This is a genomic window from Ketobacter sp. MCCC 1A13808 (genome assembly GCF_009746715.1).
Lineage (GTDB): Bacteria > Pseudomonadota > Gammaproteobacteria > Pseudomonadales > Ketobacteraceae > Ketobacter.
Window position 1 is genome coordinate 384,146 of the sequence record NZ_VRKW01000001.1, and the last position, 24,392, is coordinate 408,537.

A 24,392-nucleotide genomic window follows, 5' to 3' on the forward strand; every position below is an offset into this window, starting at 1 on the left:
TGTCTGGATAATGCATGTGAAACACTGCCCAGCTTTTAGATGGCGTAGGTCGCAGTAATCCAAACCTTTTCAACATCGTTTGGCGTCAGGCCATCGTCTTCCCCACTGAAATCGGCGTACTTTAATTGCAGGGTTGCGCCATTCTCGAATTTCTTCGTCAAAGCCGCATCGATCTCGGTGCCATAATCGGAACTTCCGACAGCAATGTCTTCGGCACTTTCAAACGAATGAAAAACCGCAACGAAGTTCATTCCCCACGGCAAACCAGCTTTAAACGTTACGTAACTGTCTTCCACCCCAGCGCCCGGTGTCACCAGAAACTGATCAGCCCACCCTTGAAACATGTGCAGGGTTGCCAGTGAGGTGGTGAATCCGACACCAGCGTCGGCATCAGCACCCAAGGTTTCCATAGCAAATCCCAGAGTGAAGTTGCTGATGGTACCGCTCACACCGATAAGCGAATAATCCGCTGAATAGCTATTCGGATTATTCGCAGAATCCTCCTGATCAGCGTATTCCAGCTCATAACCGAGACTGAACGAATCAAACTTCGTATCACCGGCAAAACGGACACCATAGGTTACGGAGGAAAGCGCGGCGGCTGATTCGTTCTCAATATCATAATAATACGCCGACAAAGCACCAATGCCTTCAAACTTATAATTCAGGTTCAGCAGATTGGTATCTTCCCGGTGGTCACCACGTCGTGCCGCTGGATAGCTGTCGTCGTTTCCTTCGCCGAAAATCCGGTTGACATCAGTAACGTGCGCATAAAACATCGACAAGCCACCGAAGCTGGTATTCGTCACTGAGAGCGCATCATAGGTTTGTTCGTTTTGACGCCAGGCCACGCCTCCGACAAAACGCTGATTGTCGAGCACAATACGTTGTCGTCCCCAACGAAAATCTGTGCTATCCAATCCGGAATAAGACAAGTAGGCCTGGTTAACCTCCGTGCCTTCGGGATCAATAATCGCAGGACCAGGCCCGGCAAAAGAGCCATCATCATAGTCGACCGACTTCATCGATGTCACATCATCAAATTCCAAGACCGCCGAAACATCGTAGAAATTTCCGGTGGTGAACGTAAGTCGAGATAATATCGTCGCAGCTTCCGAAATACCGGCACCCTCTTGTTCCACCTTTTCGTATCGTGGGCGCAAGCTTAGCTTGGTGGTACTCGCCTTCAACGCATCCTGCAGAGAATCTGCTGCCATTAGTGATTGCGGGACAACCACACCCATCGTACTGACTACGACACCTGCCAACGAGATTGGAACCGTTCTGCGCGAAACTTTTCTATTAGCCATGGTGATACTACTCCTTAAACAAAAAGATAAATGAGTTAAAAAAGAAACGTATTGGTCTTTCGTGCCCCCCGACACTCACCACGCTAAAACGTTGACTGGAATCAACGTTCTATTGGCCTAACGCTTGATGCGACTGTCATCGCCCTGAAACAATACAGTCATCGAATAGCAAAAACGGGGCCAGACCTCTCTTTAAAAGCAGCTACCCAAAACGGTGCAGGCGTGTAAAGTTGCCCGTATTTACAGTTTATTCACCCTGGCGGGCAGACGGTTTTTAGGCTGCGGAAAGTGGACTATAGTGAGCCACCTATACACTGCTAAAACGAGGACAGCGGACTATGTCAACTCTTAAAAACAAGACTCTATTTATCACCGGTGCGAGCCGGGGAATCGGCAAAGAAATCGCCCTTAAAGCCGCGAAAGACGGGGCTAACATCGTTGTTGCCGCAAAGACTACTGAAGCCCACCCCAAGCTGCCGGGCACCATCTATAGTGCAGCGGAAGAAATAGAGGCAGCGGGTGGTAAGGCACTACCTCTGGTTGTGGATGTGCGAGAGGAGGAAACGGTTGCGGCGGCCATGCGTAAAGCCGTAGAAACGTTCGGCGGAATCGATATTCTTGTGAACAATGCTAGTGCAATAAATTTGACTGGCACCCTGGATGTTGAGATGAAACGCTTCGATTTGATGCATCAAATTAATTTTCGAGGCACTTTTTTGTGCTCTAAACTCGCAGTACCGCACCTTAAAAATGCAGAAAATCCTCACGTACTTAACCTTGCGCCTCCTATTAGCACTAATTCGCGCTGGTATGCCCCTCACCTTGCCTACAGCATGGCTAAATTCGGAATGAGTTTTTGTGTTCTCGGGATGGCGGAAGAATTTAGCCGGGATAACATTGCGTTCAACGCACTCTGGCCCAGAACGGCTATCGCAACGGCTGCGGTGCAAAACCATCTGGGGGGCGACGCCACGATTAAATTGTCACGCACACCCGCCATCATGGCCGACGCAGCATATGAGATATTTAAACGACCCAGTGCAGAGTGCAGCGGCAACTTCTTTATCGACGATGAAGTACTGGGTGAAGCAGGTGTAACCGATCTCAGACAATATCAGGTTGATCCCAGCCTGGATGTCAATCAACTGATTCCCGATTTTTTCATCGATGTATAGTCGTCAATAGCCGGACATCCATTTCACAAGTTTGTGGGCAGCGCGATCCGGTAAACATTTTCTAGCCGCCCGCAACACCTTGTATTCCCTGCTCACCGCATTATGGAGTCGCTCACCCTGAGCCGCTTGAAACACCTGAACCGCAATATCCTCGGCAACCAATTTCACGCCAAGGCGGCGGATAATTTGTGCCTGTTTATTCGCGAGCATTGGGGTGTTCACAAAAGGGGGCTCTATATCCATCACCTGAATCCCATATCGTGCCCACTCCAGGTTCAACGCTTCAGTAAATCCTTTAACCCAGAATTTTGACGCCGAATAGCTGGCAAACCCGGGAATACCATAGAGCGAAGACGCCGATGACATGTTAATAACCCGACTACCGGGATTTTGTTTCAGATAAGGAAAGGCAAAATAACAACAATTCAGAACCCCCTTGTTATTAATATCCAGAATCCGATGATGGCGGTCCAATGTGATCGCCTCAAAATCGCCGACTTCCAAAACACCGGCGCAATTGAATAGGACATCCGGTAACCTGATCGATTGCATAATCTGTTGCAGTGCCGTTTCAACCTGATCAGGATCAGTGACATTCGCAGCAACAATACAATAGCGTGACTTATCCCAATCTTTCACCGTGTCCTGTAAGGGGGTCGGATTCAGATCCAACAATCCTAACTGCCAGCCCTCTGAATAAAATAGCTCCGCAACCGCTTTACCGATTCCGGACGCGGCCCCGGTAATTATGATCGTTTTCATTTTCATGCCTTCTGCAATCAATTTAATTATTCGTAAAATAACCCACCAGTCGTTATCCTTAACCACGAACGGCAACAGGAGACCCGAATTATGCCAGATTTAAAACGTGTACATGCCATTGTCCACGGCCGGGTTCAGGGTGTCTATTACCGGGCATCTACCAAAGATAAAGCACTCTCTTTGCATCTGACCGGGTGGGTTCGGAATATGGCCGACGGCAATGTGGAATTTGAAGCCCAGGGCAGCGCGGGAAATGTCGATGCCCTGGTCGCTTGGGCGCTACTGGGGCCGCCGGACGCTATTGTCAACAAAGTGGATACCGGGCCATTGAGCCCAATCCCCACGGAAAGTCACTTTGAGATTACCTACTAATACGAACCGGCATCGCTTTCCGCGTGCCATGGTCAGGCTGCAATCCAAACCGGCCCGGGATCAACGTATCACAATGAGAACATCGCCCTCCTGGTGCCAGTGACCAGCTGTTGAGCTGATACCAATCCCGCTGAATTAACTCAGAATGACAATTCGGACAGTAGGTACAATCACCCGCCTGATCGTGTACATTTCCCGTGTACACGTAATTTAATCCCTGCTCCATTGCAATTTTCCGCGCCCGGTTCAAGGTCGCTCTCGGGGTCGCCGGTATATCTTTCATTTTATAATCCGGATGAAACGCGGAGAAGTGCAACGGCACATCGGCACCTAAATTGTCCATAATCCAGCGGCTCATCGCTTCAATTTCCCCAGGCTCATCGTTCTGGCCGGGAATAAGTAACGTTGTGATTTCAAACCAGACGGCTGTTTCATGTTTCAAATAGCTCAGCGTGTCCAGAACGGGAGAAAGATGTGCCCCGGTAACGTTCCAATAGAACCGCTCACTAAACGCTTTTAGATCGATATTTGCTGCTGATATAGACTGATAGAACTCACTACGCGCTTGCGCGCTATGATAACCTGCGGAGACGGCGACGGATTCCAGCCCCGCCGCCCTGCAAGCCTGAGCCACATCAACCGCATACTCCTGAAATACAACCGGATCGTTATAGGTAAATGCGACACTTCTACAGCCGGTGTCCAGCGCTGCCTGGACAATTGCTTCCGGTTGTGCCCGGCTTGCCAGCGTGTCCATTTGCCTCGATTTCGAAATGTCCCAATTCTGGCAAAATTTGCAGGATAAGTTGCATCCGGCAGTACCGAAAGACAATACCGACGATCCCGGATAAAAATGGTTGAGCGGCTTTTTTTCGATAGGATCGACACAGAAACCACTGGAGCGGCCATAGGTGGTTAAGACAATTTGATTACCGACGTTCGCGCGTACAAAACACAAGCCTCTTTGCTGATCCCGCAATTTACATTGCCGTGGGCATATATCGCATTGCACACGACCATCTTCAAGGCTGTGCCAATATTTGGTTTGGCGTACGAACGGGTTATGAATGTCGAGTTCAGGATTGGATTCATGCATAGATTCAGAGCAATCTGATTCAACCATTAGGCTTCGCCTCAGTCATACGGCACCCCCGCACTCAAGCAACAAAGCCTCAACCTCTCCGAGCTGGCTAAACGTTGGGTACTTGGCCTTGACGAATTTAAGGTATTGCGAGGCTTTGCTCTCGTTGTTAAAGCCATCCAGTAAAGAACGTGCCATAAGTAAATACGCATCCGGAAGCAGATCAAAATCAGGCGCGGACTTATGCATATTAGCCAGTAACTGGCAAACCTGTTGATACTTGCCTCGCAGAAACAACTGTTCCGCCAAACATAAACAAACTCCAGGTTGCTCCGGTTTAAACCCCTGGTCCAATTCCAGATAGCGGGAGAACAAAAAATACAACCTGGCATCGTCTCCCCTCTCACTCAGCAGATTGAGAAAGAACTGCCCATGGGCCAGCGCCTCGTTTCTGTCTCGCAATGCCAGCAGCAGCTTGGCAAGATTTTCGTGATGCCTGATACTATCCGGGTTTTGTTTCAGGTACTTGGTAAGCACCTGAACAGCCCGCTCATACTGACCTTCTTTTATCATTAATTCTGAAACCGCATTGACTGGCTCTACTTTAAGCCTGCGTTTTTCCTTCGCGAGCTGATCCTCTGCGACAAAACCTATATCAGACTGATACTGAAATACGACATACCCCATCAGATGGAAGCTCACTATCAGGAAATAAAACATCAAGCCGACGAATCCAGGCAGCAATAAACGCGGCGGAATCTCCTGAACAAAAACCTGAAACAGGGTTGCTTGTGCACCTAAAAGCAAGAACAGGAATGCATATAGCAATAAATAAGCCCAGCCGATACTGCGAATCAAATGCCAGATAGCGCTGGGATTAACAGCAAGAGTAATCGAACGCTCCATGGCCAACAACATCATGCTGGCGGGCCAGATTAGCACCACCAACGCACTGGCAATCGCATTCAGAAAACCACTTTCCAGAAAGCTAACCACCACCGTAAATCCCACAAAAATAATTTGCACCGCAATTTGCTGAAACAGGATATTGAAACCCGACCCGGAAAACGCCTCCCCTAATGTGGGTGGATGAAAGCGCCCTTCTGCACTTTGCTCCAGCACCAGAAAGCCGTAACGGGCGATAAACGCAAGCACGAAAATTCCTCCGACGACAGCAACGAAAATCGAAGGAGCACCGACGACGCTGATAAGCACCATCAGTAGTATCAACAGCCCCATGATTATTAAACTCGCCCGTTTGAAGGGGAATCGAAAGAACGCTCCAAGCCTTTCCCAAAATGGCTGAGCCGTATTTGCACTGCCCAGATAGGTCAGCTCGTTTCCGTATAGATAACACTTGGCCTGCCCGACCCCACCCAGAGTTTCACCGCTATCGACACAGCGTTCACAATAAGCAGCGTGGCTGCGCGGGTCATACCACAACGCAGGCTCCAAAGGATGGTATTTACAATATTGGCGGGGCATCGTGTTTCCTGGTTAAACACACTCAGGGAAAGTATAGTTCGCACCTACAAAGAGTCCAAAAGTGCAGGAAAACGCAATAAAAAAGCCCGCCGCGAACCAGGAGTCCGGACGGGCTTAGTGCTTAGACTAAATTAATCGTAGGTTTCGTTCTTTTCCGCTTTCTCAACCAGCGAGGACGGTGGAGTAAACCGATCACCGTATTTATTCGTCAAATCCTGAGCCCGCTCAACAAATTGACGCAGGCCATACTGGTTAATAAATTGAATCACTCCCCCGGTCCATGGGGGAAATCCAATGCCCATAATGGAGCCGATATTAGCATCTGCGATGGACTCGATAACCCCCTCATCCATACAACGTACAGCCTCAAGGGCCTGGACAAAGAGAAATCGTTCCTCCATATCCTTGAACGGAATTTCCTTGCTGCCAGCACCAAAATGCTCAATCAGTCCGGGCCACAGCGACTTTTTACCCGACTGCGGGTAGTCGTAAAACCCTTTTCCGGCCAGCTTTCCGCCGCGATCATATTGGTCCAACATCCTATCGATAATATCGTCGGATGCCGATTTCGGTAATGCTTTACCTTCTTCTTTCAAAGCCGCGGCTGTAGCCAACCGTATATTGCGCATGGTTTGCAGATTCAGCTCATCGCTGATCGCCAACGTACCTATAGGAAAACCGGCTTTAGCCGCAGCCATCTCGATCGATGCTGCACTAAGTCCTTCCCCCAACATACCCAGACCTTCATTGACGAAGGTACCGATAACGCGAGTAGTAAAGAAGCCGCGGGAATCGTTTACTACAATGGGGGTCTTGCGGATTTGTAGCACATAATCCAGTGCTTTCGCCAAGGTTTCATCGGATGTCTCTTTGCCACAGATGATTTCGACTAAAGGCATTTTGTCAACGGGCGAGAAAAAATGCAGACCAATAAAGTTAGCCGGGCGGCAAGACGCGTGCGCGAGGCCGGTAATCGGCAGGCTGGACGTGTTGGAAGCCATAATGCCACTGGCCAGCATTTGCACTTCAGCTTCTTGTGTAACCGCCGCTTTCAATTCCTGTTTCTCAAATACGGCCTCGATCACCAGATCACAGCCCTGCAAATCTTCTGCGTTGGCAGTGGGCTTGATCAACGCCAACACGGCATCCGCCTTCTCCTGACTCATCTGCCCGCGGGAAACCCGCTTTGCCAGCAATTTTTCACTGTAGGCCTTACCTTTAGCCGCAGCCTCTTCCGAAATGTCTTTCAATACTACCGAAATACCGCTCGTTGCACTGGAATACGCAATACCGGCTCCCATCATACCCGCACCCAGGATTCCTACCTGCTTCGTGGTGTATTGATCAATTCCTTTGGGACGGCTGCTGCCTTTGCTGATTTGTTGCAGCTGGAAAAAAAAGGCTTTGATCATGTTGGTAGAAATCGGACCCGTCGCCAAGCTGGTAAAATAACGACCTTCGATCTTAAAAGCGGTATCGACGTCCACCTGCAAAGACTCGACTGCCGTGCTCAAAATAGCCTCAGGTGCCGGATAGCACCCTTTGGTTTTATTTTTCAGCATGGCCGGAATCATCGGCAACTTCATTGCCAACGCGGGATTGGAAGGGGTGCCGCCAGGAACTTTATAGCCGCGGGTATCCCAAGGTTGCATAACACCCGCATTCGATTTACACCAGGCTTTGGCTTTCGCCAGCATTTCCTCAGCGCTCTCCGCCAACTCATGAATCAAACCGGCTTGCAATGCTTTCTCCGGGTTAACCTGTTTACCTTCCAGTAAGAAAGGCGCAGCCGCTTCCAAACCCAGCAATCGGGTTAGCCGCACCACACCGCCACCACCGGGCAACAAACCCAAGGTGACCTCAGGCAGGCCGATCTTGGTTTTCGGATTATTAATGGCGACCCGGTGATTACAGGCCAGACATATTTCGTATCCCCCGCCTAATGCTGCCCCATTTATCGCAGCAACTACCGGCGCTTTTAGTAATTCCAAGCGACGCAATTGCGCTTTAATGGCAGTCACACTATCCATAAACTCTTGAGCTACTTCCGGAGTTGCTTTGACCAGGTCGTTGAGGTCTCCACCCGCGAAAAAAGTGCTTTTAGCGGACGTGATTACAACGCCTGCCAGCGCTTCTTCCTGCTCCAGGCGATCGATACACTCATCCATCGACACCTTGTATTTTTCGTTCATTGTATTTGCGGACTGACCTGGCATATCCATGGTCAAAACGACGATGTTATCGCTGTCTTTTTCGTAACGTATTGCTTCACTCATTGCTTTTCTCCCAGTCCTTAAACGCGCTCAATGATGGTGGCGATACCCATACCGGCACCCACGCACAAGGTACACAGGCCTCGCTTCAGGTTACGGCGCTCCAGCTCATCCAGCACCGTGCCCAGGATCATGGCGCCAGTTGCACCCAGCGGGTGGCCTAGCGCAATGGAGCCGCCATTTACATTTATTTTCTCAAGCGGCACACCGGTCTCGCGCATAAACCGCATAACAACAGACGCAAACGCCTCGTTCACCTCAAACAGGTCAATGTCTTCATAGGTCAGACCCGCTTTTTTCAGTGCTTTATCAGAGGCGGGTGCCGGACCCGTCAACATGATAGTTGGATCCGTGCTCGTGATCGCAGTGGCGAGAATCCGGCCGCGGGGTTTCAGGCCCAGCTCGTCACCTTTGGCTTTCGAGCCGATCAAGACCAAAGCAGACCCATCAACAATGCCAGACGAATTGCCGGGCGTGTGAACGTGATTGATACGCTCCACGCTGTGGTATTTTTGCAGTGCAATACCGTCAAAGCCCATTTCACCCATCATTAAAAATGACGGGTTCAATTGAGCCAGACCTTGCAGAGTCGTCTCCGGACGAAGAAATTCATCCTTAGCCAGGACCGTCAAACCATTGATGTCTAAAACCGGGATCACCGACTTGTCGAAATATCCGCTTTTTTGCGCGGTCCCGGCTTTCATCTGTGACTGGTAAGCAAATTCATCCACCTGATCGCGAGTGAAACCTTCAACAGTAGCGATCAGGTCAGCCGAGATACCCTGGGTCACAAAGTCAGTCATCATGTTCGTTTGCGGGTCCATCGCCCAGGCACCGCCATCGGATCCCATCGGCACACGGGACATTGACTCGACACCACCTGCAATAACCAGATCTTCCCACCCGGACGCCACCTTCTGAGCTGCCAGATTGACCGCCTCCAATCCGGAAGCGCAAAAACGGTTGATTTGTTGCCCTGCAACCTGTGTATCCCAGCCCGCTTTCAGTAAAGCGGTTTTAGGCAGAACTGCGCCCTGATCACCCACCGGACTCACAATGCCCATCACGAGGTCGTCAACCTGGGCGGTATCGAGCCCTGGATTCCTTTGCTTCAGTGCGTTCAATAGATTTACCACTAGGTCTATTGGCTTCACTTCGTGAAGTGAGCCATCCTTTTTGCCTTTTGCACGCGGCGTTCTCACCGCATCAAAGACATAGGCTTCTGTTGTCATGCAACCATTCCTCTTTTTTATGTTTGGGGATCGTGTTTTTCCGAACTTCGGCGTCAGGGGCCACACAGCAACCTCGACTCGCCGGACACTCTGGCAAACTACATTGCTCTTTTTAACTAATGATCGCAATGACCGTACAGCTCAGGGCTTATGACAAAAACAACCATAACTTTCCACCATATCAGGTTGATATTTCATCAAACCTAATCTAATTTTTAATCGGGCCTGACAAAGTGTTACTTGTTACCATTAGAAACACATAAATGTGATTCAGTTACTAGACTTCCCATAATTCTAGTGTACACTTGTAAACAATGAAGCAGAGAGAAGAGTATTTTCTAGCCTCATTAGAAGATAGACACCTTGATTTAGAAGGCTTTAGGCGGATTATTCTAATTTAAATCAATAGACTTAATCCTGATTCTCACTAGAGGGTCTCTATAAGCCAGAACTAAGCAATAAAGCTTACAAAATGGTTTTTAGGTCTGACTTTTAGATTGGCAGTGTCAGATTGTTATGGAGGAGTTCATTATGAAACTGGCAACACCCACTGTTAGACAATTAGCGATAGACAGCTTGTCTTTTATGGCAGTTACCGCTCTTACCGTAGGCGGATTCTGGGGATTGTTCCTTGTGAATGCATCACTGTTCACAATGGTTGTGTTCGGATTGCTAATGGTACCTGCCCTGCTGAGCAGCACTTACTACCTCGGCAAGGACATCAACGAAGCCACGCATAAGCTGATTGCGTGAGACAATTGTCGCGGCCAGCGCCCTATTAACAGCGCGGCTGCGACTTTTGCATTTCTCTTTCTAATTCAGGCACTCCCTGCCTAAATCTTTTGCCCCGACCCCACATTTGTGCATTCAAACGGCCTATTGCTGCGGCGCTTTCAGGGTGATCACAATATCTTGCGGCTGTTCCTGCCAATTATTGTAATTGAAACGGACTCGAGCCAAATAGCTGATGTCGGCGGCGGTGTCTACGCTTGGCAGTGGCAGTATATTTTCCGACTGACAGAATACTTTTTCATACAATGCCGGGTTGGTCGAACTCACCACCTCACCCCAATTACATAGGTCATCGGTCGCGTTGGCGGGATTTACCGGCGCCATGGTCAGTTTGAAGTTATTCGGATCGAACATTTCAAAACCCGGCTCAAACAGGCGTTCGCCTCTGAATTCCAACCTATTCGGACCACTCACATTTTGACTGGGAAAGGCTTCCCCCGGATTCAGCACCACATTTCCGCTGAGGTTAGGATCAAAATTATCGAGTTCATAGCCGATATCATTAAAACGTTCTATTTGCAGTTGCGCATAATAATCTGAGTTCCACACTTCATCACCGATAATACCGGACGCTTTGTCGTACTCATATAAATGAATGGTAAACCCCTGACCGGTATATGCCAGTTCCAACGGTTCGTACCCGGCATTAAAATACTGAACGGAAAAAACCACGCTGGCTAAGGTGATTTCAGTGCTGCAGAATGCGGCGTCTTTGGACTGTACATCGGCCGCGTTTTCGAACAGCGCCGGGTCACAGGGGTTATAATTATCCGCACCCACAGTATGAATCCGATTTACGGTCACTTCTGTGGGATACAAAATATCGTTCACCCTGAATTCCACAAAGGGGTCGGGCGAGGGTTCCACAGTGGGGTCACCCCCTCCGCACGATGCTAATACAGCGACTGCAACAAAACCCGACGCCAAACGACTAAATAACATTCAAAAAACTCCGAAACCAATTAGGGGGCCAGCTCTACGGCAAGCCGGAGGATTTAAGCAGCCCCACTGGCAAAACTCAACCCGTATTACGCATTCCTGCCGCAATTCCGGCAACCGTAATCATCAGGGCACGGGTCTCGTCCGGTGTTTCCTGTTGCTTAAGCCTTGCGGATCGCATGAGCTCCACCTGCAACATATGCAGTGGGTCCAGGTAGGGATTGCGAACCTCAATAGACCGCCGAATTACCGAATTGTTCTGCAGCAACACGCTGTGGTCCGTTATATTTTTAACCAAATCAATCATCTCTGCTAAGCGTGACTGCAGTTCCTGGCCTAGCGACCTGTCCTCCGGTTGTGCCAGCCTGCGTTCGTAATAAGCGGCAATCTGGGCATCGGATTTGGCTAACACCATTTCCAACATACCCATTACCATTCGGAAAAACGGCCAACGCTCATACATTTCATGAAGCAGATCGCCCTTTCCTTGCTGAAGTGCTTTCTGGAAGGCGACATCAGCACCCAACCATCCCGGTAACATCAATCGCATCTGTGTCCAGGCAAATACCCAGGGAATCGCACGCAAAGTTTCGATGCCTCCACTTTGGCGCCGTTTGGCGGGCCGGCTTCCAAGAGGCAAGCGCTGCAATTCCTGTTCAGGCGTAGCGTGATGAAAATAACTGAGGAAGCGCGGGTCTCCCCGCAACATATCACGATACGATTGAGTGCCGTTTTCCGACAACGAGGTCATCATATTCCGCCATTGTTCGTCCGGCTGCGGTCGGTCAATCAGAGTGGCTTCCAGCGTGGCCGCAACGTAGCGCTGCAAAGTCCGGATCGCCACACCGAACGGCGTGAACTTGGCCCTTATCACCTCGCCTTGCTCAGTAATACGGATTCGCCCGTTAACAGCCCCAGGCGGTTGCGATAATATCGCTTCATGGGAGGGGGCTCCGCCACGACTGGTTGAGCCACCACGACCGTGAAACAAGGTGAGCTGGACGCCATATTGTTTGCACAACCGGGTTAATTGTTCCTGCGCTTGGTATTGAACCCATGCCGCCGCCAAGAAGCCCGCATCCTTGGCCGAGTCGGAATAACCGATCATGATCTCTTGCTGGCCCTGGATATGCTCCCGATACCAATCAATATCCAATAAACACTTCAGAGTGGCTTCGGCATTCTGCAAGTCTTCAAGGGTTTCAAATAACGGCACTACCCGCATCAGGCTTTTCATGCCAGCTTCTTTTTGCAGTAAAATGACAGCCAGTACATCCGAGGGCAAGTGAGCCATAGAGATTACATAGGCCCCCAATGCATCTATGGATTGCCGGGTCAACATATTGAATGTATCCAGCACTTCCTGAACTTCATCTGAGCACTTCAGAAATTTCGGAATTAACGGCCGGTCACTGGTGAGTTCACTGATCAAAAAGCGTTGTTTTTGTTCTTCATCCCACTGGCTGTAGTCACCCATGCCGATCGCTTGGGTAATCGTCGCAATTGCATCCATATGGCGGCTTGACTCCTGCCGCACATCCAGACGCAACAACGTGACACCGAACGAATTTAGCCGCCGGATTGTGTCCAGTAAATCACCGTTGGCGACCTCTTTCATTCCGCACTCGGTCAGCGATTGGTGGCACAGTTTTAACGGCTTCATCAATTCGTCAATGGTCAGAATCGGCGTATCTCCGTACCATTCCATTTTATTCAGCTGAGCATTAAGATAACTCTTGGTGTTGAATAGCCGATCACGAAGCGGTTTCAGATACGCCCGATAGGGTTCCGGATGATCACCCACCCATTGCCGTAATTCATCACTACAATGAGTTACCGACAATTTTGTGTATAGATTTTCAAAGTCACGATTCAGTAAATCGGCTGCCATCCAGCGCGCCAGCAACAGCACCTCTTCGGTAACCACCGCGGTAACATTGGGATTGCCGTCTCTGTCTCCCCCCATCCACGAAGAAAACGTAAACGGAGCGAAATCCATAGGCAAACTGCGTTGCAGATTTTCTTCACACCAATGGTTTAATTCCCGCATGTATTCCGGAACAGCGCTCCACAACGTCTGCTCAATGGTGACAAAACCCCAACGGGCCTCATCCACCGGCGTCGGGCGCTGTTGACGGATTTCATCGGTATTCCACGCCGATACGATATTACGCTTGAGGTTCTCGATCACCCGGTTACGTTCGATATCGGTCAGATTCACCGTATCCAGCGTTTCCAGACTCTGGGTAATGTCATCGTATTTTTGTATTAGAGTGCGGCGGGTAACTTCGGTTGGATGCGCAGTCAACACCAGATCAATCGACAGGGTATTCAATGTTTCGAAAATAGTATCTGTATCTATGTTGTCTCTTTGCAGGCGGGGATACAGTTCGGACATCGTCGCACGTTGGTTTTTGCGCTGTGTTTGTTGGTATTCTCTGCGCCGCCGAACCCGGTGATACTGCTCAGCCAGGTTCGCCAGATTAAGGAAATGGCTGAATGCCCGAGCCACCGGTACCAATAACTCCGGCTCCAGCTTGGATAATTTTTCGAATAATTTGGGGTATTGATCCTCGTGCCCTGCCCTGGCATCTTTCGCTAATTTGCGAATATCCTCCACCAGTTCCAGCAGTACGGGGCTTTCTTGTTCCTGAAGTGTTTGACCTAATAACTGTCCGAGCAGGCGGACATCTTGTCGCAGTGGGGCATGAGCATCAAGTTCAGACATCGTCGAGATCCTATTTTCACCCTGTTTGACAACATCATGAAGAGATAGCGGGCGTTAATCAAGCCTTAAGCGGATCTAAACCATGGCGATACACCTCAACCCGATTGCGACCTTTACGTTTCGCCGTATACAGGGCTTCGTCGGCCTTCAACAACAATGATTCCGCATCGTCGGTAGCATCAGGAACGCTCACATGCACCCCCACACTGACTGTGAGCCTGATCTCCTTTCCCTGAATGGACAAACTATCCGATTCGATCGATTGCCGGATTTCCTCGGCAATGGTCAGCACACCATTAGAATCGGTCGCTGGCAGTACAAGTATAAATTCCTCCCCTCCGTAGCGAACCAGTAAGTCCAGGTTACGCCGAGCAGAACGCTGTAGAATCGATGCGATGTGCTGCAGACAGCGATCACCCACCAAATGCCCGTGCATATCGTTTACACGCTTGAAATAGTCAGCATCAATCACTAACACCCCCAGTGACGTACGATGCAGCTGGCATTGGTCAATCACACCCTGAAAGCTGGCATCCAGAAACCGGCGATTACCAATACCGGTCAGGGAATCCGTAATCGTGGCATGCTCCAGTTTTTTGTTACTGCTTTGCAATTGCCGTAGCATCAGATTCAGGGTCTCGGTTTTTTGCTCCACCCGCCGCTCCAGTTCCTCGCGGGCAGAAGCTTCCATCTGTTCTTTTTCAAGAGTCAGCTGGGTCACTTCCTGAGCCAGATGGAGTGCCTTTTCCAGCGCCAGGTGCTTACCAATGCGCTCCTTTTGTATTCTGGCGGCCAGGGCCGACGTTACCAGCAGATTACCAAAAGAAAAGCCCGCCGCATGCAGGTACTCAATGGCCGGCGTATATTCGATCCAGGCTATTCGGGAGGCCACAAAGGACAGCGCGCCCAAGATGAGAATGGACCAGCCTGCGAGCAAGTATCTAGCCCAGTAATTGCCGGTAAGGCATTGGTGAACCAATACGGCAATTGCGTAAAAACACACTGAAGTTTCCAGAAAATAAATGATACCCACCACCCGGTGTTCGGGCAACAGCAGCGCGGGCACCAGCATGAATAGAAATATCTGCAAAAAGTAGAACGTGAATCTTTCCAGTCGCGGTAGCCGGCTCCGCAGATCCAGAAAGCGAATAGCAAAACGGCCGGCAAAATACATGGTTAGCAAGGTTCCAACCATATACGCTTTCTGATTTATTGCCGCATTATTTTGCCATAAATAGAACGAGCCAAAGCCGTTGATCGTGCTTTGGTACAGCATCGCGAAGACGATAAACGCCATGTTATACAGATAGGCACGCTCACGCAGGAATGCCCAAACCATGCCGTTATAAAAGGCCAATACGAACATCATTCCAAAAAACAAACCGTAAAAAACCTGAATCTTCGCTTCTTCAGGAAAGAAGGCCTCGGGCCTTTTAAAGTCCACCGGAAAAATAATCGAGCTGGTAGTGCTTACCCGTACAAATACCTGGTAATCACCCGGCTGCCTAAGGTTGGTCGCGAACAAGGGAAAGCGATGTTTGAGCAAGGCATTGCTGTTACCGAGCTGATCACCGGTAACGCGCGAACTCAGGACGCTTACCGCACCATCCTGGATTTGGGTGAGATAGAATTCCACCTGATCGAGATGGGATGAACCCAGTTCCATCAGCAATTGGATGTTTTGGGGATGGAATGCTTTCACATCGAAGCGCAGCCATACCGGTTGCTGCTGATAACCCAGGTTGACTGAGGCTTGGGGCCGATGAACCCAGCTTCGTGATTGCAGTGCCACCCGTGAAATAGCATCCGCATTTTGTCGCGTATCAATCCAGTAAGAATAACCATCAGCCACCCGGAATAGAGGCGCACTCCTGCTGCTGTCCCCATAGGACAGGCACGGGAAGATAATAAATATCCCAACAAGACTGAAGACCAAACCCCAAAAACTGCGACTGCTCATTATGTGAATACTTAGCGGTTAAATAACCAAAATAGTAATATGCCTAAACAACTCATATTATTCTTTAAAAACCATAGCCTGATACACTGCATCACGGTATACATATAATGTTTATTTTGTTAACCGTGTGTAATTTTTGATCAGAAAGGACGCTGGCACGGCAATTGCGTTAATTTTGCTCTAACAGGGCTAACACGTCAGCAGCCTGCTTTTAAATGGAGCCGGGAATGGGTCAGGTGGAACACTGTCTGAATACTGAAAAAAACAAGGAAAAAGGCACTGAAGGGGGCACGTTGGCGCAAAAGCTGTTCGATATGCACACACGGCGCATTGCCCAACAGGATTTGTTAGTCACCAATTTAAGCCTGGGTCGGTTTATTCAGCGCCATCGTGGTGCAACTTTGGCACTATTGGGGGGCGACGCCAGTTTCCGTTCTCAGGTGGATGCACTGCAAAAACAAACCAATATCCAGATTGAATATCTGAACTGCCTGAACTCATCTTCAGGTAACCCGCTTCCGGACACGGATTATCAACAGTTAACACTGAGCTGGCTGACCATCATTAAGGACTGGGAAAACGACGATATACACCACAGCTTCGAATTCCATTCTCACCTTATTGAGCTGATATTGCGCATAAGCCGCCAACTGGCCGAATCAGTGCTCCGCTCACCTGAACTACTTATCAGAAACGAGGCCCTTAAAAACCGGTTTGATATCAGCTACTTGCAGCCGTTAACGAGCCTGAGCCAAACCTGCGTTATAGAATTGTACGAACTAGTAGAATATCTGGCGCGCATCCGAGGTTTGGGCACCCACATGGCCGTTATAGGCGCCAGCAACCCAGACATGGGAAAACGGGTTTCTTTCTGGCTACAGGAATTTCGATATCGCAAAGAACGCTTCGATCAAAACATCCAGTTGATTGCCAGTAACTATCTGCCCTGCATTCCCGGTTTAAAACATCTGCCCAATCTGAATATGAAACTGAATTATTTTACCAGTTTGCTCGGCCATGAAATGACCTCTGAAAGAACGTTTCAGGTACCAAGCCATAAACTGTTTCTGATGGGTACAGAGATCATTGATGGCTACCTCGCCGTCATGGATCAGGCCAATGCGGTCATCCGCGACCAGCTCTATCATATGAACCAGGTGTGTATTGAACGCTTATCCACTGACCCGGAGGGCATTTCGGATCGGGATTAAGCAGGCACCAGCTCAAATCACGTACAGAATCAACACGGGTATGGTCACAAACGAGAGCAAAGTGGATATCATCACCATGCCCGCGACCACCTGGGGTTCACGCTCATAACGCAGGGCGAATAGATAATTGAATACCGCGACCGGCATGGCACTCTGCAAGATTAATACGCCGCGAGCAACCCCCTGAAGGTTGAATAGTTCAGCCATGCCCCATCCGGCCGCCACACCGATACCCAACCGCGTTAATGCGAAATACAGGCTCTTTCCTAAATTCTGAATTTTAAGCGTCGCCAAACTGACACCCAACGTTAGAAGCATTAACGGAATCGTCATATCCCCGAGCAGATTAACGGTATTCTGCGCCCAAAGTGGTAACCGGTAATCCGTATAAAGCATAAAAATCGCAACGGCAATGGAATAGATTATCGGATTACTGACGAGTTCACGCAGCACACTGCGCCCACTGACTAACGCGATTCCCAACGTGAAGTGCAATAGCGACAGCACCATAAACACCGCCAATGCCAAAACCAGGCCACGCTCGCCGAAGGCAAACAAACACACCGGCAACCCCATATTTCCGGCATTAGGAAAGACCAGAGGCCCAAGAAAGGTTCGCAGGGGTTGCCCTGCAAGTCGGATTAAGAGAGCTGCAGCGAGAAGACTGGACGCAATCACCGACAAGGTTACCCAGAACATTTCCTGAAGAATGCTATGTGAAATATCAGACTGCGTCAGGGCAGACACAATCAGACAAGGTGCTCCGATACACATAACCAACCGGGTGATCATGTCCGTGTCATAAGGCCAGTTGAACTTGATCCATAAAAAACCGATCAGTACGCACACCATAACGGGGCCGGTGACCGGCAACAGAGTGTTTAACATAGACTGCTCTCTCAGGTTATTGGTGCACTATGATATGATGCGACGCCGCAATATACGAAACTTTATAACCATCCTCATGAACCACGACGACATCCACAATCACCCCATCCAGGTAGCAGACATTGATTGGCAGGACGCGGCACCCTTGTCCCCTCGTTTTGGTGACGTCTACTATTCCCGTGACAACGGTATTGAAGAAACCAATCATGTCTTTCTGTTGCAGAACCGGTTACACGAACGCTGGCAGCAAAACACGACCGATCGCTTCACCATCGCCGAAACCGGCTTTGGCACCGGGCTAAATTTTTTTTGCGCTGCTACGCTTTGGTATTGCAGTCCAATGCAGAACAAACACCTGCATTTCATTAGCGTCGAGAAGTTTCCTTTGTCATTAACAGATATGACATTTTCTTGCGCCAAACACCCGCAGTTCGATTGGATTTCAGCTTCACTAGTAGAACAATACCCAGCGCCGGTAGCCGGTAGCCACCGGCTTTTTTTTGCTGAGCACAACATTACGCTCACTTTATTATATGGTGACGCCGTCGACTGCATGAGGGAGCTGGATGGTTGTGTAGACGCTTGGTTTTTGGATGGATTCGCACCGTCAAAGAACCCCGAGATGTGGAACCAGGCGCTCTATGACAGCATGGCCAAGTTAAGCCACAGCGACACCACCTTATCCACTTTTACTGCCGCAGGCGAGGTTAAGCGAGGTCTGCGCCGGGCCGGTTTTCAGGTTGAGCGTTGCCCCGGTTACGGCAGAAAACGCCACATACTGCGCGGGCGGTTCGGACAGTCCCCGGGCAAACCGACGACCGCGCCTGCGGAGCAAAAACCCTGGTTCCAATTCCGTTACACGCCGCAGACAGCCAGGCGAATAGCGGTTATCGGAGCCGGATTGGCTGGCAGCAGCGTGGCAAGAAAAATGGCTGAACGCGGCTGGGACGTTACCATTCTGGAAGCGGAAAGCGAGATTGCAAGCCAGGGCTCAGGAAATCCCACCGGCATCACGTTTACCAAACTCAGCATTCATAACACACCCCAGAACCGGTACTACCAGTCCGCCTACCTCTATGCTTGCCGATATATTCGAAGTCTGTTTATGCATCACCAGGTTGCCGAGGGTGATGACTGGTCTTTGCAAGGGGTTTTGCGCCTGGCCTACGACGATAAAGAGAGGGATATCCAACAACAACTCATTGCCGCCCGGTTCTGGCCGCAAGAATTGATGGTAGGGTTGAGTCCCGAGGACATCTACCATCAATTCGGTATTGTTTCACCCGTATCGGGAATACTGCTTAAAGGTGGCGGCTGGCTAAACCCTAGACAGTTGTGTGACACATTGCTATCACACAAAAACATTAGTCTGGTCACCGATTCCCGCGTTACCGGACTGCAACAATCGGACACCGGTTGGAGCATTGAAACGGAAGGCCAGTCAACCCAAAACCGTACTCCTTCACCGGCTTCGTATGAGGCTGTAGTACTGGCAAATGCCTTTGGTTGCCAGCAGTTTCAACTCAACGGGTATTTTGATTTACGCGCAGTACGCGGGCAGATCAGCTATTTGCCTGCGACTGAAGAGAGCCGTGTCCTGCCGGTACCGCTCAATTACGAAGGCTATGTGAATCCGGCACGCAATGGCTTCCACAGCGTTGGAGCCACTTTCAATCCGAAATTGGACGATCCGCAGGAACGGGTTCAAGACCACAAATGGAACTGCGACCAGCTACAAAATACCGTTCCGGATCTGGCACGGCAACTGAACCTGCAACCTGCAGACACGCTGCGGGGGCGCGTGGGCTTTCGCTGCCAAACTCCGGACTACCTGCCTTTGGTGGGCCCGGTTGCAGACGCCCAAGCGTTTCAGCAGCAATACCGGCAGCTGGGAAAAGGGTTTTTAAAGCGAGAGTTCCCGGTCGCACCGAACTTACCGGGATTATACATTTCCACCGGGCACGGCTCGCGCGGTATCACGTCAACCTGCTTCGCTGCAGAAATACTGGCAGGTTACCTGTGTGGCGAACCGCAAATTATTGATCGATCAGTACTGCACGCTATTCATCCAGCGCGCTTCCTGATACGTAAAATCATCCGCCGACAACTATGAAACAAAGTGATTAAATAGGTTACTAAGCACCATCGAAACGTCACCAAAAAGCGGTTGCCGGATAGAAAATAGCTTGGCAAGATGATCCGACATGTCCAATAAAGTTAAAGGGAATTTGCATTGAATCGGTTACAACCTGGTGGGGTTCACGGCCGAAAAGTTAACTTTAGCCAGTCTGAGCAGCATGTGAAAAAAAAAGATAACCAGAAATTCACTGTTCTCGTGGTGGATGGAGATCGCCATTCCCGTATTACTACCAGCGAAATCCTCAGCCAGGCTGGGTTTAATACCGTTGAGGCCAGAAGCGGAAGACTAGGCTACCTTTATTTTCATCAATTGCAGCCCGATATGGTGTTGATGAATCTGATGTTGCCGAGAACCTCTGACGGTCTCGATTTGTGCCGCCAGATTCGCAAACACGCCAAGGGTGGCTCGGTACCCATTCTCATCATGTCTTCCTATGTCGAAGCGGATTCCATAAGCAGTGCTTTTGATGCCGGAGCCACGGATTTCATCACCAAGCCAATCAATCATTTGCTATTGATCCAGCGCACTCAGTATTTAATTCGCGCCTATCAAACACTGCGTTCGCTGGAGAATCGTGAGCGGGTACTTGAACAGGCTGAACGGATCGCTAACCTGGGCAGCTGGGAGTGGAGCAGCAAGAGCAACACGCTTTATGTGTCCAAAGAATTTAATCGAATTCTGGGGCTGGCGGCAGATGCACATCCGACCATAGAAGATATTCTGAATCTGGTTCCAGAGACAGAACGCATCAAATTAATTAAGTCCTTTCGCCGCAAGGACAGCAAACACCAGGGCACAATCACGATCAATCACAAACTGCATACTGAAGCCGGTGTTATGCGCATCTTACGCCATGAAGCTCAGTTCAAGTTACTCAATGAGGTGGATTATTCGATTTTCGGTACCATTCACGATGTTACCGCTGAAGTCCTGCACAAAGAGCAAATACTACAACTTGCTTACTACGATTCACTTACTCGATTGCCCAACCGGACTTTCTTTAAAGCGCACCTGGAATTTGCAATCCGGGCTGCCAGAAAATCAGGTAACTTGTTAGCCATTCTGGTGTTCGATCTGGATTTATTTGCCCGTATTAACAATTCATTGGGGCACGAGGCAGGCGACGAGCTATTAAAGAAAATTACTGATCGCTTGCAGCACACCTATCCTGACAAACATTGCACTAAGCTCAATATGAGCGCCATTGATCCCATGGCACCCCATGAGCATATGAGCGATAAAATTGCTCGCCTCGAGGGCGATCAGTTTGCTGTTCTGATTCACAATTTCACCCGATTAGATGCCGTTATATTGGCAACTCAGGCCATACTGCGGCAGGTTTCAACACCGTTTTCCCTGCGCGAAAATAATATTGTGCTTACCGCAAGTGCGGGAATCGCGCTGTACCCCGTGAATGGGCAAAGTGCAGAAACTTTGTTGCGCAATGCGGACGCTGCAATGCACTTCGCCAAATCCCAGGGGCGCAATAATTTTCATTTTTATTCCAGCGAAATTGATTTTAAATCCAAAGAGCAATTGTCGATTGAAAGCGATCTGCGCCAGGCTATCCGCCACAATGATCTGGAATTGTTTTTCCAGCCAAAAGTGCATCTGAAGACCGGAACGATTCGCTCAGTGGAAGCGCTGGTCCGCTGGAATCACCCCAGCAGGGGGGAGATTACCCCGTCTGACTTTGTACCCATGGCGGAACAAATTGGTCTGATCAGTGAACTGGGCAATTGGTTAATAAACAAAGCCTGCCAGCAAGCCCGTAGCTGGAATGATGAGGGGTTGCCTCCGATAAGGGTCGCGATTAATCTGTCTCCCATTCAGTTTCGCAGCGGAACGTTAACGGGCAACATCAAAAATGCCCTTGCCAAACACAAAATTGCTCCGTCCCAACTGGAAGTGGAAATTACAGAAACCGTATTGCTGGAAGATACCAGCCGGGTAATGAAAACGCTGGAAGGTATTCGCAAGCTGGGCGTGAGAGTCGCCCTGGATGATTTTGGAACCGGTTATTCATCCCTGAGTTATCTGACCCGGTTTCCTTTTAACACATTGAAAATCGACCGTAGTTTCGTGTCACGCTGCATTAAACACAGCCAGTCTGCTGCAGTCATTCACACCATCATCCAGCTGTGCAAAAACCTGAATCTTGAAGTAGTCGCTGAAGGCGTGGAGAACGAAGAGGAACTGCGCTTTCTGATGGACCACCGATGCGACTACATCCAGGGGTTCTACTTTAGTCAGGCTCTCAGTGCCACAGAGCTAAGCCGGTATATTAAACGACAATCGTGGGAACAGTTGCTGGGGCAGTTCAACTAACAAGTACAATGTCTGACAGCGAAATCAGCCCCGGAACGGCCCCGGACAAATGTGCGCGCTGCCCTCTTCCTGATTAAATACAATAACGTATTCCTTACATTTAATGCCCTGAATAACCTGATTAACCTTGGTTTCAGACGACACTTCATGCTCGCCATAGTCAGTGCCGTCACGGGTAACGAATTCTTCTACCAGACGGTAAAAAGTGTCTTCAGGTAAGTCTTGCCAGGGAATTTCAAGTAGATTTTGCAACCGCGCTCTCTCCTAACAAATCAAGTATGGTGTCTTCGCCGAACGCTTCGATCAACTTGGTGCGCACCTTCGCATCCAGAATACGGATGTTTTTAAGGTTAACCATGCGGCTCAGCTCTTTATCGATCTGGGTAAGGATCTGAGTGCGCGCATAATCTTTGTTGTCTGCCGGAATGGCATACCAGGGTGCAAAATCTGCGGCTGTTTTATTGAGCATGTCTTCATAGGCTTCCTGGTATTGATCCCAGTACTGCCGGCTTTCCAGATCGGACGTGGTAAGTTTCCAGCGTTTAGTGGGTTCTTTCACCCGGTCCATAAAGCGCTTTAACTGCTCCTTTTTTGAAAGGTGCAAATAAAATTTCAAAATAATAACACCGTCGTCCGCTAACTGGCGCTCGAATTCAAGGAGTTCACGATAAGCCCGCTTCCATTCCGGCTTTTCTGCAAATCCTTCAACACGCTCCACCAAAACACGACCATACCAGGAGCGATCCATAATGGTAATTTCACCTGGTTGCGGTATTTTTTGCCAGAACCGATACAGATAATGGCGTGCCTGTTCACTTTTATCCGGTGCGCCAATGGGCCACACCCGCACTCCCCGCGGATCAAGGTGCCGGGTTAAACGACGGATTACCCCACCTTTACCTGCAGTATCAGTGCCCTCAATCAGAATGATGACACGCCGTTTTTCCCGGAAAATAGCCTGCTGAACACGCAATAAACTGAACTGTAAACGGTGTATTGTTTCTTTGGTGTCTTTCGGCTTTTTAGCCGGCTTGGTAACCAGATCTTTTAGCCTGATTGAGTCACCCGTCAATTTAATTACGCTCATTTTCGCTTCCTTTTTGCGTTTGCTCGTTGGAGAAAGGTTTAAATAACAAGGGATATAAATAACTTTGAAAGTCTTCAAGCATCCGGTTCATCGTTGCCTTATCTTCCAGCACCAAACCATCATGCTCTACTTTATCCGAAAGCAGTTGTTGAGCCAGATTATGATAAATGGCAATACGCTTCTGCAGGTAATGCCGGCCACCCTCTTCCAGAAACGGCTCTAATGCATAATAGGACTTGGCCAGTTTTTGCAGCGAATCCTCCAGCAGTTGCTTGTCTTTCCGATTGACGCTAAGCCAGGTATCCGACAACGCCGCCATGAACTCCGCATAGTGTTGTTGCCGTGCCATAAAACTTTTTTCGAAGCGGGTCACTCGGGCTTGTTTATCCAAGAATCCCGCGTATTGTGCCTGGGCTCTTGCCAATGCTTGTTCCTGCACTTGCTGCGCCTGAATAAGTTGTTCCCCGGATACCCGACCGGTTTTATAGTTCAGATAAGAAACAAAGCCGGTCATAACGATGGCAGCTAAAACCAAAACAAAGCCGAACAAAATAACACGGTTCTCTTTATTAGCGAAGGTCGGTGACGTTGATGAGCTCTGCTTCGGCTCGGAGTATCCTGACATTACT

At 49.5% G+C, this 24,392-nt stretch carries 19 protein-coding genes; 6 read left to right on the top strand and 13 right to left on the bottom strand.

The features are described 5' to 3' along the window. Positions 1–35 precede the first annotated feature (35 nt). Positions 36–1,310 (bottom strand): alginate export family protein, encoded by a 1,275-nt coding sequence (locus FT643_RS01755; protein ID WP_156868955.1) that lies wholly within the window; start codon positions 1,308–1,310, stop codon positions 36–38. Between the two features lie 338 nt (positions 1,311–1,648). Between FT643_RS01755 and FT643_RS01760 the strand changes: the two genes are divergently transcribed. Then, entirely contained in the window at positions 1,649–2,485 is an 837-nt protein-coding gene (locus FT643_RS01760; protein ID WP_156868956.1) for an SDR family oxidoreductase, read from the top strand. A 3-nt stretch (positions 2,486–2,488) separates the two neighbouring features. Here FT643_RS01760 and FT643_RS01765 read toward each other — a convergent pair whose 3' ends face one another. Next, a complete protein-coding gene (locus FT643_RS01765) occupies positions 2,489–3,247 on the bottom strand; it encodes an SDR family oxidoreductase (RefSeq protein WP_198043243.1) in 759 nt (252 codons plus the stop codon). A gap of 90 nt (positions 3,248–3,337) precedes the next feature. Between FT643_RS01765 and FT643_RS01770 the strand changes: the two genes are divergently transcribed. Beyond that, the gene (locus tag FT643_RS01770; RefSeq protein ID WP_156868958.1) at positions 3,338–3,619 is read left to right on the top strand and encodes an acylphosphatase; all 282 of its coding nucleotides are present in this window, start codon (positions 3,338–3,340) and stop codon (positions 3,617–3,619) included. Here FT643_RS01770 and amrS read toward each other — a convergent pair. The 4 genes from amrS to FT643_RS01790 form a co-directional block, all read right to left on the bottom strand. Then, the gene (amrS, locus tag FT643_RS01775; protein WP_317621912.1) at positions 3,609–4,742 is read right to left on the bottom strand and encodes an AmmeMemoRadiSam system radical SAM enzyme; all 1,134 of its coding nucleotides are present in this window, start codon (positions 4,740–4,742) and stop codon (positions 3,609–3,611) included. The two genes, FT643_RS01770 and amrS, sit on opposite strands and share 11 nt — an antisense overlap. Before the next feature lie 15 nt (positions 4,743–4,757). Further along, positions 4,758–6,185 (bottom strand): tetratricopeptide repeat protein, encoded by a 1,428-nt coding sequence (locus FT643_RS01780; protein WP_156868959.1) that lies wholly within the window; start codon positions 6,183–6,185, stop codon positions 4,758–4,760. A gap of 131 nt (positions 6,186–6,316) precedes the next feature. Next, positions 6,317–8,461 (bottom strand): 3-hydroxyacyl-CoA dehydrogenase NAD-binding domain-containing protein, encoded by a 2,145-nt coding sequence (locus tag FT643_RS01785; RefSeq protein WP_156868960.1) that lies wholly within the window; start codon positions 8,459–8,461, stop codon positions 6,317–6,319. A gap of 17 nt (positions 8,462–8,478) precedes the next feature. After that, positions 8,479–9,690 (bottom strand): acetyl-CoA C-acetyltransferase, encoded by a 1,212-nt coding sequence (locus tag FT643_RS01790; RefSeq protein ID WP_156868961.1) that lies wholly within the window; start codon positions 9,688–9,690, stop codon positions 8,479–8,481. Positions 9,691–10,221: 531 nt separating this feature from the next. Between FT643_RS01790 and FT643_RS01795 the strand changes: the two genes are divergently transcribed. Continuing rightward, a complete protein-coding gene (locus tag FT643_RS01795) occupies positions 10,222–10,443 on the top strand; it encodes a hypothetical protein (protein WP_156868962.1) in 222 nt (73 codons plus the stop codon). 123 nt (positions 10,444–10,566) lie between these two features. On the opposite strand, the gene FT643_RS01800 is transcribed toward FT643_RS01795, so the two are convergent. The 3 genes from FT643_RS01800 to FT643_RS01810 form a co-directional block, all read right to left on the bottom strand. Beyond that, complete coding sequence (locus tag FT643_RS01800; protein ID WP_156868963.1) at positions 10,567–11,424, bottom strand: hypothetical protein; 858 nt, start codon at positions 11,422–11,424, stop codon at positions 10,567–10,569. 76 nt (positions 11,425–11,500) lie between these two features. Beyond that, entirely contained in the window at positions 11,501–14,149 is a 2,649-nt protein-coding gene (gene ppc, locus FT643_RS01805) for a phosphoenolpyruvate carboxylase (protein WP_156868964.1), read from the bottom strand. 58 nt (positions 14,150–14,207) lie between these two features. After that, positions 14,208–16,109: a sensor domain-containing diguanylate cyclase gene (locus FT643_RS01810; protein ID WP_156868965.1), complete on the bottom strand. Its 1,902-nt coding sequence runs from the start codon at positions 16,107–16,109 to the stop codon at positions 14,208–14,210. 227 nt (positions 16,110–16,336) lie between these two features. Here FT643_RS01810 and FT643_RS01815 point away from each other — a divergent pair, with 227 nt between their 5' ends. Next, complete coding sequence (locus FT643_RS01815) at positions 16,337–17,320, top strand: hypothetical protein (protein ID WP_156868966.1); 984 nt, start codon at positions 16,337–16,339, stop codon at positions 17,318–17,320. A 12-nt stretch (positions 17,321–17,332) separates the two neighbouring features. Here the strand turns inward: FT643_RS01815 and FT643_RS01820 are convergent, their stop codons facing one another. Then, positions 17,333–18,208, bottom strand: a complete 876-nt coding sequence (locus FT643_RS01820; protein WP_156868967.1) for an AEC family transporter — start codon at positions 18,206–18,208, stop codon at positions 17,333–17,335. Between the two features lie 34 nt (positions 18,209–18,242). Between FT643_RS01820 and mnmC the strand changes: the two genes are divergently transcribed. Together mnmC and FT643_RS01830 are read left to right on the top strand one after the other, a co-directional pair. Then, positions 18,243–20,321, top strand: coding sequence for a bifunctional tRNA (5-methylaminomethyl-2-thiouridine)(34)-methyltransferase MnmD/FAD-dependent 5-carboxymethylaminomethyl-2-thiouridine(34) oxidoreductase MnmC (gene mnmC / locus FT643_RS01825; RefSeq protein WP_156868968.1), 2,079 nt, complete (start codon positions 18,243–18,245; stop codon positions 20,319–20,321). Positions 20,322–20,441: 120 nt separating this feature from the next. Further along, on the top strand, positions 20,442–22,676 hold the full coding sequence (locus FT643_RS01830; protein WP_156868969.1) for a two-component system response regulator: 2,235 nt from the start codon (positions 20,442–20,444) through the stop codon (positions 22,674–22,676). 24 nt (positions 22,677–22,700) lie between these two features. Here FT643_RS01830 and FT643_RS01835 read toward each other — a convergent pair whose 3' ends face one another. Genes FT643_RS01835 through FT643_RS01845 form a run of 3 tightly spaced genes read right to left on the bottom strand, consistent with a single transcriptional unit; the run spans position 22,701 to position 24,388 of the window. Further along, positions 22,701–22,928 (bottom strand): YheU family protein, encoded by a 228-nt coding sequence (locus FT643_RS01835; RefSeq protein ID WP_156868970.1) that lies wholly within the window; start codon positions 22,926–22,928, stop codon positions 22,701–22,703. Beyond that, the gene (locus tag FT643_RS01840; RefSeq protein ID WP_156868971.1) at positions 22,912–23,763 is read right to left on the bottom strand and encodes a polyphosphate kinase 2 family protein; all 852 of its coding nucleotides are present in this window, start codon (positions 23,761–23,763) and stop codon (positions 22,912–22,914) included. Before FT643_RS01840 ends, FT643_RS01835 begins: the two co-directional genes overlap by 17 nt. Beyond that, a complete protein-coding gene (locus FT643_RS01845) occupies positions 23,750–24,388 on the bottom strand; it encodes a hypothetical protein (RefSeq protein WP_156868972.1) in 639 nt (212 codons plus the stop codon). Before FT643_RS01845 ends, FT643_RS01840 begins: the two co-directional genes overlap by 14 nt. Positions 24,389–24,392: the final 4 nt, after the last annotated feature.

What these genes read in the sequence shown, in the direction of transcription:
- FT643_RS01795 (WP_156868962.1), top strand. Translation starts at nt 10,222, where the DNA reads ATGAAACTGGCAACACCCACTGTTAGACAATTAGCGATAGACAGCTTG.
- FT643_RS01845 (WP_156868972.1), bottom strand. Translation starts at nt 24,388, where the DNA reads ATGTCAGGATACTCCGAGCCGAAGCAGAGCTCATCAACGTCACCGACC.
- mnmC (WP_156868968.1), top strand. Translation starts at nt 18,243, where the DNA reads ATGATGCGACGCCGCAATATACGAAACTTTATAACCATCCTCATGAAC.
- FT643_RS01815 (WP_156868966.1), top strand. Translation starts at nt 16,337, where the DNA reads ATGGGTCAGGTGGAACACTGTCTGAATACTGAAAAAAACAAGGAAAAA.
- FT643_RS01780 (WP_156868959.1), bottom strand. Translation starts at nt 6,185, where the DNA reads ATGCCCCGCCAATATTGTAAATACCATCCTTTGGAGCCTGCGTTGTGG.
- FT643_RS01785 (WP_156868960.1), bottom strand. Translation starts at nt 8,461, where the DNA reads ATGAGTGAAGCAATACGTTACGAAAAAGACAGCGATAACATCGTCGTT.
- FT643_RS01770 (WP_156868958.1), top strand. Translation starts at nt 3,338, where the DNA reads ATGCCAGATTTAAAACGTGTACATGCCATTGTCCACGGCCGGGTTCAG.
- FT643_RS01760 (WP_156868956.1), top strand. Translation starts at nt 1,649, where the DNA reads ATGTCAACTCTTAAAAACAAGACTCTATTTATCACCGGTGCGAGCCGG.
- FT643_RS01800 (WP_156868963.1), bottom strand. Translation starts at nt 11,424, where the DNA reads ATGTTATTTAGTCGTTTGGCGTCGGGTTTTGTTGCAGTCGCTGTATTA.
- FT643_RS01810 (WP_156868965.1), bottom strand. Translation starts at nt 16,109, where the DNA reads ATGAGCAGTCGCAGTTTTTGGGGTTTGGTCTTCAGTCTTGTTGGGATA.
- FT643_RS01820 (WP_156868967.1), bottom strand. Translation starts at nt 18,208, where the DNA reads ATGTTAAACACTCTGTTGCCGGTCACCGGCCCCGTTATGGTGTGCGTA.
- amrS (WP_317621912.1), bottom strand. Translation starts at nt 4,742, where the DNA reads ATGGTTGAATCAGATTGCTCTGAATCTATGCATGAATCCAATCCTGAA.
- FT643_RS01840 (WP_156868971.1), bottom strand. Translation starts at nt 23,763, where the DNA reads ATGAGCGTAATTAAATTGACGGGTGACTCAATCAGGCTAAAAGATCTG.
- FT643_RS01755 (WP_156868955.1), bottom strand. Translation starts at nt 1,310, where the DNA reads ATGGCTAATAGAAAAGTTTCGCGCAGAACGGTTCCAATCTCGTTGGCA.
- FT643_RS01790 (WP_156868961.1), bottom strand. Translation starts at nt 9,690, where the DNA reads ATGACAACAGAAGCCTATGTCTTTGATGCGGTGAGAACGCCGCGTGCA.
- FT643_RS01765 (WP_198043243.1), bottom strand. Translation starts at nt 3,247, where the DNA reads ATGAAAACGATCATAATTACCGGGGCCGCGTCCGGAATCGGTAAAGCG.
- ppc (WP_156868964.1), bottom strand. Translation starts at nt 14,149, where the DNA reads ATGTCTGAACTTGATGCTCATGCCCCACTGCGACAAGATGTCCGCCTG.